We start from the raw sequence: 12,829 nt of genomic DNA on the forward strand, positions 1-12,829 counted from the left end.
CGGCGCTACACCACGCGGTCGTTCCCCCCGTCGACCGAGAGGTGGGCGCCCGTGGTGGCCGGGAGGCCCGCGGCGAAGGCGAGGACGGCCTCCGCCACCAGGGCGCTCGTGACCTCGACGCCGAGGAGGTTGCGGGTGCGGTACTCCTCGACCGTGAGGCCGTAGCGCGCCGCGCGTTCGGCGAGCAGCTCCGGGGTCCAGATGGCGGTGTCGAAGACCGCGTCCGGCTCGACCTGGTTGACGCGAATGCCGTCGGCCGCCCACTCGAGTGCGGCGACGCGGGCGAGCTGGGCCGCCCCGGTCTTGCTCGCCGAGTAGGCCGCCGCACCCGGGCCGGGGGCTGCGACGTTCTTGGTCGAGACGAGCACGACCCGGCCTCCGCGCGGCGCGAGGGCGAGCAGCGGGTGCGCGGCGCGCAGGGCGCGCGCGACCGCCGTCGTGTTCACCCGCAGCGAACGCTCCCACACCTCGTCGGCGAAGGAGGCCAGCGGCTCGCTCGCGGGGAAGATCCCGGCGGCGACCACGAGGATGTCGAGACCTCCGAAATCGCGCGCCGCGACCTCCAGCGCCCGGTCGAGCACGGCCGGGTCGGAGACGTCGCCGACGACGCCGCGCCACGGGGGCCCGGCGAACGCCGACTCGACCGCCGCGCTCAGGTCGACCCCGATGACGGACGCCCCCTGGGCCAGCAGTGAAGCGGCGGCGGACCGGCCGATGCCGGAGGCGGCGCCGGTGACCAGCGCCACCTCGCCGTCGAGCGGGCGGCCGGAGGCGCCGGCGCGCAGGCGGGCCTGCTCCAGCTCCCAGTACTCGATGTCGAAGGTGAGGGCCTCGTCGAGCGAGCGGTAGCCCGCCTGAGCGTCGGCGGCCTCCACGATGTCCATGGTGTGCAGGGCGATGTCGTGCACGGCGTCGGCGGCCGAGCGCGAGACGCCGGCGGTGAGGAGGCCCAGGTGCGGGTCGAGGACGACGCGCGGCGCCGGGTCGATCGGCTCGATGGCGCCGGGGATGCGATCGCGGTGGGCGTCCACGTAGGCGGCGTACGCGTCGGCGTACGCGTCGACGTCGCGCCCGATCAGTGGCGATCGCTTGGTGCGTATGACGTGCTCAGGCGTGGCTGTGCCGCGCGCGGTCACCGATGCGAGGTCGGGGCGCTGCGCGTACGCGAGCGCGCGCGACGACGAGGACTGGCGGAGGACCAGCGGGCGACCGGCGGCGCGCGAGATCTCACGGCGCAAGGTGGCCAGCTCGACGGGCGAACCGGCGCGGTCGATGGGGGTGCCGGGGGCGCCCCACTCCCGCGCCCCGAACGACGCCGACGCGCGCTCGACCAGTTCGAGGTGGCGCCGCAGCGCCTCGTCAGGGTCGTCGGCGAAGGTGAAGAGGCCGTGATTGGCGAGCACGAGGGCGTCGACGCCGTCGAGCGGAGCCTCCGCCACGGCCCGCGCGAGCGGGAACCCTGGCATCACGTACGGCAGCACGTGCACGCCGTCGCCGAGCACGTCCGCCGCGCGCTGCACGCCGTCTGGCTGGTCGGTGAGGGCCACGATGGCGTCGGCGTGGGAGTGCAGCACGACGCGGGCGGGGAGGTGCGCGTGCAGCAGGGCCTCGATGGAGGCGGTGGGCGCCGATGCGTCGAGCGACGCCTGGCGCACCTCGTTGACCATGCGGCTGTCGGACAGCTCCTCCAGGCGCAGCAGCCGCCGGAGGCGGTCGCGGCGCAGCGGAGCGAAGCCGGCGGGCTCGATCGAGCCGAGATCCCAGCCGCTGCCCTTGACGAGGACGAGCTCGACCTCCTCGCCGGTCACATCGCGGCCGACCGCCTTGATGGAGGTGTTGCCGCCGCCGTGCAGGACGAGCGCGGCGTCGCCGCCGAGCGCCCGCGAGACGCGCGTGATCTCGGCGAGGGCGGCCTCCACCTCCGGTCCAAGGCCCAGGCCCCCAGCACTCGACGCACTCATCGCGCCAGCTCCGTCCACACGTCCCGCATCGCGGCCAGGGTGCGGTCGAACCGCTCGGCCTGGGCGCAGTACACGGGCCGGTCGTCGCCCGGGCCGACGACGAGCGCCGGGTCGGGGTCGATGCGCCAGCACGCGGTGTCGACACCGACGCCGGTGGCCGCGAGGGAGGCGACGCCGCGCGCCCCGAGCTCGGTGCCGAGCTGCCGGCGCACCGGGTGGCCGATGATGTCGGCGAACATCTGCGCCCACACCGGGTTCTTGGCGCCGCCCCCTGCGAGCGTCCACGGCTCGGTGGAGACGGTGGCGCCGCTCACGCGCACCTTGTCGAGCTGCACGCGGTGGTACTGGGTGATCCCCTCGGCGACGGCGCGCGCGATCTCGCGGTAGCCGTGCTTGTCCTTGACGCCGAGGAGGGTTCCGGAGGCGCCGAGGTGCTCGGGCGCGCCGTGCACGAACGGCAGGAAGAGCAGCCCGTCCGCGCCGGCGGGCACGGTGGAGGCGGCGTGCAGGAGGTCTCGCGGGCTCACCGCGTCGACGGCGACCGTCGACATCAGGGTGGAGAACCACTCGACGCTCGCGGCCGAGGTGGGCGCGACCTCCTGAGCCAGCATGTAGCGCGGGTCGGGCAGGAGGGCGTTGAGCGTCACGCGCGGCGGCTCGCTGTCGGCGGGCACGACGACCGAGTTGATCGCCCAGGTGCCGACGATGACGGTCACGTCGCCGGGCGCGGTCGCTCCGGCGCCGATCGGGCTAGCGATGCAGTCCATGCAGCCGGCGACGACGGGCGTGCCCTCCGGCAGCCCGGTCAGCGCGGCGGCCGCCGCGGTCACGCTGCCGACGACCTCGTCGGAGCGGGAGAGGGGAGGCTGCAACCGCATCAGGTCGCGCGGCAGGCCGAGCAGGTCGAAGACCGCCGGCTCGTAGGTGCGCTCGGCGAGGTTCACCAGGCCACAGGCGGAGGCGTCCGAGAAGTCGGCGCTCGGGCGGCCGGTCAGGCACGCGGTGATCCAGTCCTTGCAGCTGAGCGCCCAGCGCGAGCGCTCCAGCGTCTCCGGCTCCTCGTCGAGCAGCCAGCGCAGCAGCACGCCCGGCTGGCCCGCCCACGGCACCGAGCCCGTCACCAGCCGCACGCGCTCGACCTCGTCGGGGTCGAGCGCGGCGACGATGCGCTCGCTGCGGCTGTCGGTGGAGGCGAAGGCCGTGCGCACCGGGCGCAGCTCGTCGTCCACCAGGTAGAGGCCGTTGCCGTGACCGGTGGCGCCGATGCCGCGCACGGTCCAGCCCTCGGCCGCGAGCCACGCGGTGAGATCGGCGAGCACGCCCGCCACGACCTCCCACAGCGCGGCCATGTCGATCTCCTGCCGGTCGGCGGCGACCGCGACGCGCGGGTTCGCCGCCGAGACCGTGCGCAGCTCGGCGCCGGTCTCGTCGAAGGCGGCGGCCTTGGCGGCGGTGAGGCCGACGTCGATCCCGATCAGGCAGTGCTTCATTCCGTGCTTCCTCGCATGGTCCCGGCCTCGCGCTCGCCGTCGAGAGCGCGCGGCTTGAAGCGTCGCATCGCCGCGCGGTAGCGGTCAAGTTCGCTGTCGGCGCGGTCTTCGCTCCACCCCGCGTGCTCCACCAGGACGGCGGCGATTGCGGGTGCGGCGGCCAGGCCGACGTTGCTGTTGAGGGCGACGGCCATGCGGCGCAGCACGACGTCCTCGAGGGTGAGGGCACCCTCCTCCTGCACCGCGTAGACGGCCTCGGCGGCGATGGCGCCGGTCTCGGGGTCGACCACCGCGGCGAGCGCGGGGATGGAGGCGGCGAGGCGCTCGATCGCGGCGGCGGCGACGCCGTAGGTGTCGACCAGGCGCGCGGCCGAGCGCGGCGGCAGGGTGCTCCGCTCGATGACGCGGGCGCGGTACTCCGCCCAGTCGCCATCGGGGGCTCCGGGGAGGCGCGCTGCTCGCGTCGGCGAGGGGCCGGGGCGGCGGCCGAGCTCGCGCTCCAGCCGCTTCACGACCAGCTCACCGAGGGCGCGGTGCGTCGTCCACTTGCCGCCGATGATCGTGACGAGACCGACCTCCTGCCCGTCGTGCACGACGATCTCGTGGTCGCGGCTGACCTTCGACGGGTCGTCGAGCTCGCCCACGTAGGGCAACGGGCGCACGCCCGAGTACGACCAGAGCACGTCGCCGGGGGTGAGGCCGGCCTGCGGGATCAGCTGGTTGACCGCGTTGAGGAGGTACGCCGTCTCGTCCTCGTCGATGACGATCTCGTCGATCGACCCGTCGTAGGGCAGGTCGGTCGTGCCGATCATGTACTTGCCCTCCCACGGCAGCACGAACATCGGCCGGGTGTCGTCGGGCGACTCGAAGAAGATGCAGGTGTCGGGTGCGCCGGGGAAGGCGTCGACCACCAGGTGGCTGCCCTTCGTCGGACCCATACGCCGGTCGTGCGCCCCGGCGAGGTCGAGCACGCGGTCGACCCACGGACCGGCGGCGTTGACGACGAGCCGCGCCGGCACGGTCTTCGTCTCGCCGGTGACCCGGTCGCGGTAGCGCAGACCGGTGATGCGGTCGCTCGCGCGGACCAGCGACTCCACCGGCGAGTGGGTGGAGACGATGGCGCCGTGCCGCTGAGCGTCCACCGCGAGTTCGACCGCGAGGCGCTCGGTGACCGGCACGTTGGCGTCGTGGAAGAGCCCGCCCCAGCGCAGGCCGGCGTCGGCGAGGGCCGGCCAGTCGCGCTTCAGCCGCTTGCGGAAGACGACCCGGTTGAAGGGGAGCGGCTTGCCGATCGAGAGCACGTCGTGCAGCATCAGGCCGCAGGCGAGCAGCCAGCCCGGCCGGCTCTGCGCCTTCGAGAACGGGATGAGCATCGGGTACGGGTGGACCAGGTGCGGGGCCTTGGCGAGCAGGATGTTCCGCTCGCGGATCGACTCGTAGACCAGGTTCAGCTCGAACCGCTCGAGGTACTTGAGCCCGCCGTGGACGAGCCGGGTCGAGATCGCGGAGGTGCGGGCGGCGAGGTCGTCCTGGTCGAAGAGGGCGACCGAGAGGCCGCGCGCGGCGGCCTCCCGTGCGACGGCCAGGCCGTTGATGCCCGCGCCGATGATCGCGACGTCGACCGCCGGGATCTCGGGCGTGTAGGTTGTGAGCGCCGGCATGTCAGTGCGCGAGCTCGGGGACGTCGTGCCCGGCCGACTCGAAGGAGAGCTGCCGGTAGAGGTCGAAGGCGTCCTCGGCGGTGAGCCCGTCGTGGACGACCCCGCGCACGGCGGCGAGCATGGCGGCCGGGTGCTCGGACTGGAACACGTTGCGGCCCATGTCGACGCCCGCCGCGCCCTCCTGCATGGCGCGGTAGGCGACGCGCAGAGCCTCCTGCTCCTCCACCTTCTTGCCGCCCGCGATGATGATCGGCACCGGGCATGCGCTGGTGACGGTCTCGAAGCCCTCCTCGACGTAGTACGTCTTGACGAAGGCGGCGCCCAGCTCGGCGGTGATGCGCGTGGCCAGCCGGAAGTAGCGGGCGTCGCGGACCATCTCGCGGCCGACGGCGGTCACCGCGAGCACCGGGATGCCGGCGCTCTGACCCTGGTCGACCAACGTGGTCAGGTTCTTGACAGAGCGGGACTCGTTCTCGGAGCCCACGAAGACCTGCACGGCCAGCGCGGCGGCGTCGAGCCGGACCGCGTCGTCGATCGAGACGGCCAGGTCCTCCTGGCTCAGGTCGCCGAGCACGCTCGGGCCGCCGCTCGCGCGGAGCACGACGCCCTTGCCCGAGGTGGCCGGGATCGTGGTGCGCAGGGCGCCGCGGGTGCACATCAGGGCGTCGGCCTGCGGGACCAGCGGCACGATCGAGCGGTCGAGCCGCTCCAGCCCCGAGGTCGGGCCCTGGAAGTAGCCGTGGTCGAAGGCGAGCATGACCGTCTTGCCGTCGGCCGGGTCGAAGACGCGCGAGAGGCGCGCGCGCATCCCCCAGTCCTGTCCGGCGAGGCCCTTCAGCGGGAAGTCGCCCGCCCGGGCGACGGCGCCCCCGAAGTCGGTGCCTTCGCGGAGGTCGTCGAGGTCAGCCATGGGTGTTCTCCTTCTTTGTGATGGGCAGGGAGTCGCGCAGCCGCGCGAGCACGGACCGGCCGGTGCCGGTCGCGGCGGTCGAGACGACCACGACCGCGACCACGAGGACGCCCTTGAGGATGTTCTGGGCGCCGACGCTCCAGCCGACGAGGTTGAGCAGGCCCGACAGCAGCACGAAGAACAGCGCGCCGGTCCAGGCGCCGACGGGCACCGCGCGGCCGCCCGAGATGAGCGTGCCGCCGATCACCACCACGGCGACGGAGTCGAGCATGTACGAGGTTCCGAGCACGGTGCTCGGCGAGATGAAGGCGGCGAGCAGGCCGCCCGCGAGCCCGGCGAGGCCGCCGCTCACGAGGTAGGTGATCGCGGTGACGCGCCACACGCGGATGCCGGCGCGCTCGGCGGCACGCGGGCTCTGGCCCACGGCGAGCACCGAGAGGCCGAACCGGGTGCGGGCGAGCACGAGCCCCACGACGACGGTGACCGCGACGACGACCAGCGCCATGACCGGGATGCCCAGCACCTTCGCGTTGACGAAGGCGCGCAGCCCCGCATCGGCGGAGGCGCGGTTGGCGTCGGCGAGCAGCAGGGTGGTCGACTGCACGATCAGGCTGGTGGCGAGCGTCGCGATGATGGGCGGCACGCGCAGCACCAGGATGGCGATCACGCTGATCAGGCCGGCGCCGAGACCGGCACCCACGGCCGCGGCGATCCCGACCACCGGGCCGGCGGCGGCGCCGACACCGACGGAGACGTACGACGCCATCGAGACGACCGTGCCGACCGAGACGTCGATGTTGCCAGGCCCCAGCGTGATGACGAGCATCTGGCCGAGTGCGACGAGCACGAGGAACGGCGCCAGCGACAGCGCTTGGGCCAGCGGGTCGAAGGGTGCTGCGGGCCGCACGGCGACGATGCAGAGCCAGACGGCCAGCACGCCGATCAGCGACCAGCCCCAGGCGGGCCAGTGGAACCGGCGCCGCGTCTCCACCACCGGGGTCGAGAGTGTGGGCGGGGTCTGCGCGGGAGCAGGTGTGGAGGTGGAGGTGGTCATCGGCTGAACCTCTCGGTGATGATGCGGCCGGCCAGCACCGCGAGCACGATCACGCCCTGTGCGCCGGCCTGCATGCTCGACGGGAGCGCGACCAGGCTGAGCAGCACGGAGATCAGGCCGAGGGTGACGGCGCCGAGCGTGGTCCCCAAGGGGAGCGCGCGTCCGCCGGAGAACGTGCCGCCGCCGAGGATGACCGCGGCGATGGTGGTGAGGGTGAAGTTGCTGGCCGAGTTGATGTCGCCCGACCGCGTCTGCGCGGCCAGCAGCAGGCCGGAGACGAGGATGAGCACGGCAGCGAGCACGTAGGCCGTGACGCGGGTGCGGGTCAGTGACCAGCCCGCCTTGTCGAGGGTGGCGGCGCTGGAGCCGAGGGCGCGCATCCGGGCGCCGACACGGCTGCGCCGGGTGAGCCACCAGCCGACGAGCGCGGCGAGGGCGATGAAGACCAGCGGCGGCGGCACGATGTCGCTGCGCCAGGAGCCGATGGCGGTCAGCCAGGCCGGGGTCGCGCCTCCGGGCGTGGGCAGCAGCTGCAGGCCGACGCCCAGCCAGACGAACGACATGCCGAGCGTCACGATGATGGAGGGGACGCCGCGCTTCTGCACGATCAGTCCGAGCAGCGCGTAGACCACGAGCACCGCGCCGAGCATCAGCACGCCGAGCACCGGGTTCGTGGCCAGGAGCGTGGCGGCGATGACCGTGACCAGACCGACGAGGTTGCCGATGCCGAGGTCGATATCGCCGACCGACATGATGATCATCTGCGCCTGCGCGGCGAAGACCAGTGGCACGGCCGACATCAGCATGAGGCTGAGCCCGGTGACCGAGAGGATGCCCGGCTGGATGGCCGCGGCCAATGCCACGATCACCACCAGGGCGACGAGGGAGAGCAGGGCGGGCGAGCCGTGGGCGAGACCGGCGCGCAGCCGGGTCGCCGCGGGCGGCCGGCCGGAGCCGCGGGCCGCGGTGCCGGGTGCGGGCGCCGTGGAGGCGGTGGTCGCGGTGGTCATCGGGCGGTCCCTTCCTCGAACGAGTCGGCGATGATCCGCTCCTCGGTGTTGCTGTCGCCCGCGAGCTCGGACACGATGCGCCCCGCGCGGAGCACGTAGACGCGGTCGCAGTGCGCCATCTCCGCGTTCTCGGTGGAGTACCAGACGATCGCGCGGCCGGCGGCGGCCTCCGCCTTCATCAGGGTGTAGAGCTCGTTCTTGGTGGCGACGTCGACGCCGCGGAACGGGTCGTCGAGCAGCACCAGGGAGGCGTCCGTGGCGAAGGCGCGGGCGACCAGCACCTTCTGCTGGTTGCCGCCGCTGAGCGCGGTGATCGGGGTGCCTGCGGCGCCGCGGATGCGCAGCGCGTCGATCCAGCGCGCCGCGAGCTCGCGCTTGGCGCGGCCGTTGACGACGCCCGCGGTGCTGATGCTGCGCAGGGCGGCGACGGTCAGGTTCTGGGCGACGCTCCAGAGCGGCAGGATGCCGGAGGTCTGGCGGTCGCCGGGAACGTACGCGCGGCGGCGCGGGGCGCTCACGCCGCGGGTCAGCGGGCCGGCCGACCAGAGCCGGGTGAGCATCCGCTCCTGGCCCTGGCCGGCGAGCCCCGCGAGACCGACGATCTCGCCCGAGCGGACGGTGAACGGCGCGCCGTCGCCGCGGATCGCGGCCACGACCTCCCCCGCCTCCCTGGCCTCCGCCGCGGCCTCGACCTCCGCCGCCGCGTGCACCTCGCCGCCCATCGCGTGCAGCAGCGTGCGCTCGTCGGCGCCGGTGAAGACGCCCGCGACGGCGCCGTCGCGCATGACGGCGACGCGGTCGCTGTGCGCGATCACCTCGGCCATGCGGTGCGAGATCAGCAGCACGCTCACGCCGTCGGCGGTCAGCCGGTGGAGGTGCGCGTAGAGCTGGCCTGCCGCGTCCACCCCGAGCGACTCGGTCGGCTCATCCAGGATGAGCAGGCCGAGCCGCTCGGTGCAGAGCGCGCGGGCGATCTCGACCATCTGGCGTTGCGCCAGGGTGAGCTCGCCGACGCGGCGGACCACCGCGATCCCGTGCCCGGGGAAGACGGTGTCCAGCACCTCCCCGATCCGCCGCTCCGCGCGGCCCATCCACCCGAAGGAGGCCGAGCGGCGGCGGTCGGAGAGGTACGCGTTCTCGGCGACCGTGAGGTCGGCGCAGAGCGCCAGCTCCTGGTAGACCATGCGGACGCCGGCCGCGGCGGCCGAACGAGCGTCCCAGGTCGTGCCTGCGGCATCCCGGGCCGTCACGGCGCCCGCGTCGGGCTGCTCGCGACCGGCCAGGATGCGCATGAGCGTGCTCTTGCCCGCGCCGTTGTGACCGACGAGCCCGAGGATCTCGCCGCGCTCGACGTGCAGGTCGACACCGGTCAGCGCGCGGGTGCTCCCGTAGCGCTTGGTCACGCCGCGGGCGGCGATCGTCGCCGCCTGGCCGGGCGCGGTCGCGGGGGCGGTGGCGGCGTCGGCCGCGCGCTCCTCCCCCACGCTCGTGGTGGTCGGTTTCATCGTCGTTGGCATGGCTCCTCCTCGAACTCGCCGGTCGGTCGCGCTACTTGAGCGCGGGCGCCTCGGCGTCCTTCCCGTCGGCGACGGCGGCGATGGCGGCCTTCACGCTGGCCTCGTCCCACGGGTACGCGGCGTACTCGTCGGCCGAGAGCGTGCCTGCCCAGTAGTCGAGGTCGTCCTGGCCGATCTCCAGCAGCGGGAGCACGACGGTCGACGGGACCTTCTCGCCGGCGAGGAGCTCCAGGCCGACGTAGAGGGCGGCCACGCCCTGGCCCGGGTCGGTCAGCGCGGCGAACGAGCCGTTGCTGATGCCCGAGTCCTTCCAGAACTTCAGCGACTTGCCGTCGGTGTCGAAGACGACCACCGGCGCCGGCCGGCCGGCCGACTCGAAGGCCTGCACGACGCCCATGCCGCCGATGCAGCCGGGCACCGCCGCGATGGGCGGCAGCGAGCCGAGCACCGAGACGATCTCCTTCTGCGCGGTGGAGCCGTCGCAGTAGCCGTTGACCTCGGCCGCGACCTTCACGCCCGGGTAGTCCTTGAGGATCTCGTGCTGGCGCTTGTTGAACTCCTCCTCGGGCTGCGAGCCGATGACGCCGCGGTTGATGATGATGTCGCCCTTGCCGTCGATCGCCTTCAGCGCGGGGACGAGCGAGACCTCGCCCCACTTGGCGTAGTCGTTGCGGACGATGTGGGCGCAGTCGGCCTTCATGTCGGCGTCGAGCACGAGCACGGTGATGCCCGCGTTGCAGGCCTCCTCGACGGCGGGCACGAGAGCGGTGGAGGACGCCGGGATGACGATCAGCATGTCCGGCTTCTGCAGCACCAGGCTGCGGATCTGCGACGCCTGCTCGGTGGCGCTGTTCTCGCCGGGGGCGTTGACGGTCGTGTACTTGGAGACGACGCCGTCCTTCTTGAGCTTGCCGGCCTCCTTCTCGAACTTGTCGATCAGGGTGAGCCGCCAGCCGTTGACGAAGCCGTTGCTCAGCGCGACCGAGATGCCCTCGGTCTTGCCGGAGCCGCCGTCGCCGCTTCCGGCCGCGCCGGCGGAGCAGCCGGTGAGGGTGAGGGCCGCCGCGACGGCGGCGACGACGCCGATGCGGCGCCAGGATCGAAACTTCATTGTTCTGCCTCCAGTGGGGGTTCGCTTCTCTGCGAGTGCTGTTCGGGTCCGGCGGGCCGGTCTGTTGCCTCAGGTCAACTTGTCACATCTAACTCGTCATGACAAGCTTGTAGTGACAAGACTGTAGACAGTAGCCTTGCGGAGTGTCAAGCCAGGCTTCTCCGGCGACGAGGCCGGGCAGGAGGGAGGGGGAAGCGATGCCCGCACAGGCATTGAGCGATGTGCCGCTGGACCGGGACTCCAAGGAGCCCCTCTGGCAGCAGCTCGTCGGGGTGCTGCGCGATGCGATCGAGACCGGCGCCCTCGCGCCCGACCAGGCCCTCCCCTCCGAGAACGACCTCATCGACCGCTACGGCGTCTCGCGCACGGTGGTGCGGGAGGCCCTGGCCGAGCTGGTGCGCCGCGGCCAGATCTACAAGATCCGCGCCAAGGGCTCCTTCGTGTCGCCGCCGCGGCGCGACCTGTCGTTCATCGGCTCCAACGCCGGCTCCTCCGAGGACCTCGCCGGCAGCGGCCGCACGGTCATCACGCGCGTGCTGTCGCTGGACGAGGGGGAGGCGGACGAGCGGGAGGCCGCGGCGCTGCGCCTGCCCGAGGGCGCGCCGGTGATCCGCATGCGCCGCCTGCGCACGGTCGACGGCACCCCCTGGCTGCTGGTGCGCACCACCCTCCCCCGCGACCGCTTCGCCAGCCTGCTGAAGGCGCACCTCGAGAACCGCTCGCTCTACGACCACCTGCGCCGCACGTACGGCATCGCGCCCGCGGGTGCCGACCGCTGGCTGCAAGCGATCATCCCCTCCCCCGAGGAGGCCGCCCTGCTGGAGCTGCCCGCCGGCGCCCCCGCCCTCGACATCGAGTCGGTCGCCTGGGACGAGGACGGCACGCCGTTCGAGTACTACCACGCGCTGCACCGCAGCGATGAGTCGCGGTTCTACGTGGGGGTGCGGTGAGCCCGGCGCCTGCCGGTCGGCGAGACATGCCGTCGCGGAGTGCCTGCGCCCGCCGAGTCGGCACGACATGCCGTCGCGGTGCGCTGACCTCGGCGCCCACCGAGTTGGCACGACACGCCGTCGGGGAGTGCCGGCGCGCGGCGTGTTGCGCCAAACCGTTCGGCTAATCACGGCCGTTTGGCCGATTACGGCGCCGCGCGCTCCGCGAGCCGTGCCAGATCGCTCGTGAACCGCTCGGCATCGACCGCCGCGAAATAGCCGGCGTCGGCGGCCTCGACGTCGGCGGTGGCGCGACGTGCGGCGGCCGCGCCCTCCGGAGTCGCGCGGAGCACCCGCGCGCGGCCGTCGGTCGGGTGGCGCAGCCGCTCCACCAGTCCTACCTTCTCGAGGCCGCGGACCACCTGCGACGTCATCATCGGGTCGGTCGCGGCGAAGCCGGCGAGGTCCACCTGGGTGACCAGCCGCTCGGGCTCGGTGTCGCCCAGCCAGGTCAGGGAGGCCAGCAGCACGTACTGCACGTGGGTCAGCCCGTGCGGTGCGAGCGCGGCGCGCATCACGGCCTGCCAGCGGTTCGTCACCCGCCACAGCAGGAGGCCGGGGCTCTGCCCGGCGGCCGGGAACCGGCTCCCGAGGCCGCCGTCAGGCGCGCCGCCGCCAGGCGCGCCGCGGCCCTCAGACACGCGCGGCCTCTGCGGGCGCACCCGTCGACCGCGCCTCCGCCGCCGCCAGCAGCTCGGCCATCGCCACCGGGAAGTCGCCCGCGATCTGCGGCCCGAGCTCCGGGCCGACCGCGTCGGCCTCCTCGCCCGCGATCTCCACGGTGTGGGTGACCGAGGTGCGGCCCTCCTGCTCCACGAGCGTGTGCCGGAAGGTGAGGGTGAGCCCGCCGAAGGCCGTGCGGTCGGCGTAGACGTGTCCCGGCTCCAGCTCCACGATCTCGGAGGTCATGGCGTCCTGGCCCTGGGGCGTCACCGTCACGCGCGTGCCGACGGCGAAGGGGCCGTGCAGCTCGAAGCGGTCGCTCGCCAGGCCGAGCGGGGTGCCGCTGTGCAGGTCGCGCAGCGCGGCCCAGACGGCGGCGGCGGATGCATCGGTGGTGGCGCTGAAGTCGGTGGTCCACATGGCATGCTCCTTCATCTACTAAGCGCGCTTAGTTTATGGCCCG

General features: G+C 73.4%; 11 protein-coding genes. 1 reads left to right on the forward strand and 10 read right to left on the reverse strand.

The window, feature by feature from the left end:
• Positions 1–5: 5 nt before the first annotated feature.
• From P5G50_RS02580 to P5G50_RS02615, 8 genes are read right to left on the reverse strand one after another with little or no spacing between them, the layout of a single operon-like run.
• The gene (locus P5G50_RS02580) at positions 6–1,961 is read right to left on the reverse strand and encodes an SDR family NAD(P)-dependent oxidoreductase (RefSeq protein WP_301211424.1); all 1,956 of its coding nucleotides are present in this window, start codon (positions 1,959–1,961) and stop codon (positions 6–8) included.
• Entirely contained in the window at positions 1,958–3,451 is a 1,494-nt protein-coding gene (locus P5G50_RS02585) for an FGGY-family carbohydrate kinase (RefSeq protein WP_301211426.1), read from the reverse strand. The genes P5G50_RS02580 and P5G50_RS02585 overlap by 4 nt, the downstream gene beginning before the upstream one ends.
• Positions 3,448–5,112, reverse strand: coding sequence for a glycerol-3-phosphate dehydrogenase/oxidase (locus P5G50_RS02590; RefSeq protein WP_301211429.1), 1,665 nt, complete (start codon positions 5,110–5,112; stop codon positions 3,448–3,450). The genes P5G50_RS02585 and P5G50_RS02590 overlap by 4 nt, the downstream gene beginning before the upstream one ends.
• 1 nt (position 5,113) lies before the next feature.
• Positions 5,114–6,022 carry a 3-hydroxy-5-phosphonooxypentane-2,4-dione thiolase gene (gene lsrF / locus P5G50_RS02595; RefSeq protein ID WP_301211432.1) on the reverse strand — a complete coding sequence of 303 codons (909 nt, stop codon included), beginning with the start codon at positions 6,020–6,022 and terminating at the stop codon, positions 5,114–5,116.
• Complete coding sequence (locus P5G50_RS02600) at positions 6,015–7,076, reverse strand: ABC transporter permease (protein WP_301211435.1); 1,062 nt, start codon at positions 7,074–7,076, stop codon at positions 6,015–6,017. The genes lsrF and P5G50_RS02600 overlap by 8 nt, the downstream gene beginning before the upstream one ends.
• A complete protein-coding gene (locus P5G50_RS02605; RefSeq protein WP_301211438.1) occupies positions 7,073–8,086 on the reverse strand; it encodes an ABC transporter permease in 1,014 nt (337 codons plus the stop codon). The genes P5G50_RS02600 and P5G50_RS02605 overlap by 4 nt, the downstream gene beginning before the upstream one ends.
• Positions 8,083–9,603: a sugar ABC transporter ATP-binding protein gene (locus P5G50_RS02610; protein ID WP_301211440.1), complete on the reverse strand. Its 1,521-nt coding sequence runs from the start codon at positions 9,601–9,603 to the stop codon at positions 8,083–8,085. Before P5G50_RS02610 ends, P5G50_RS02605 begins: the two co-directional genes overlap by 4 nt.
• A gap of 31 nt (positions 9,604–9,634) precedes the next feature.
• A complete protein-coding gene (locus P5G50_RS02615) occupies positions 9,635–10,714 on the reverse strand; it encodes a substrate-binding domain-containing protein (RefSeq protein WP_301211442.1) in 1,080 nt (359 codons plus the stop codon).
• A 197-nt stretch (positions 10,715–10,911) separates the two neighbouring features.
• Here P5G50_RS02615 and P5G50_RS02620 point away from each other — a divergent pair, with 197 nt between their 5' ends.
• Positions 10,912–11,664: a GntR family transcriptional regulator gene (locus P5G50_RS02620; RefSeq protein ID WP_301211444.1), complete on the forward strand. Its 753-nt coding sequence runs from the start codon at positions 10,912–10,914 to the stop codon at positions 11,662–11,664.
• Between the two features lie 185 nt (positions 11,665–11,849).
• Here the strand turns inward: P5G50_RS02620 and P5G50_RS02625 are convergent, their stop codons facing one another.
• Both P5G50_RS02625 and P5G50_RS02630 read right to left on the reverse strand, forming a co-directional pair.
• A complete protein-coding gene (locus P5G50_RS02625; RefSeq protein ID WP_301211446.1) occupies positions 11,850–12,344 on the reverse strand; it encodes a MarR family winged helix-turn-helix transcriptional regulator in 495 nt (164 codons plus the stop codon).
• On the reverse strand, positions 12,337–12,786 hold the full coding sequence (locus tag P5G50_RS02630; RefSeq protein WP_301211447.1) for an SRPBCC family protein: 450 nt from the start codon (positions 12,784–12,786) through the stop codon (positions 12,337–12,339). The genes P5G50_RS02625 and P5G50_RS02630 overlap by 8 nt, the downstream gene beginning before the upstream one ends.
• Positions 12,787–12,829: the final 43 nt, after the last annotated feature.

The sequence above is a fragment of the Leifsonia williamsii genome, assembly GCF_030433685.1.
GTDB lineage: Bacteria > Actinomycetota > Actinomycetes > Actinomycetales > Microbacteriaceae > Leifsonia > Leifsonia williamsii.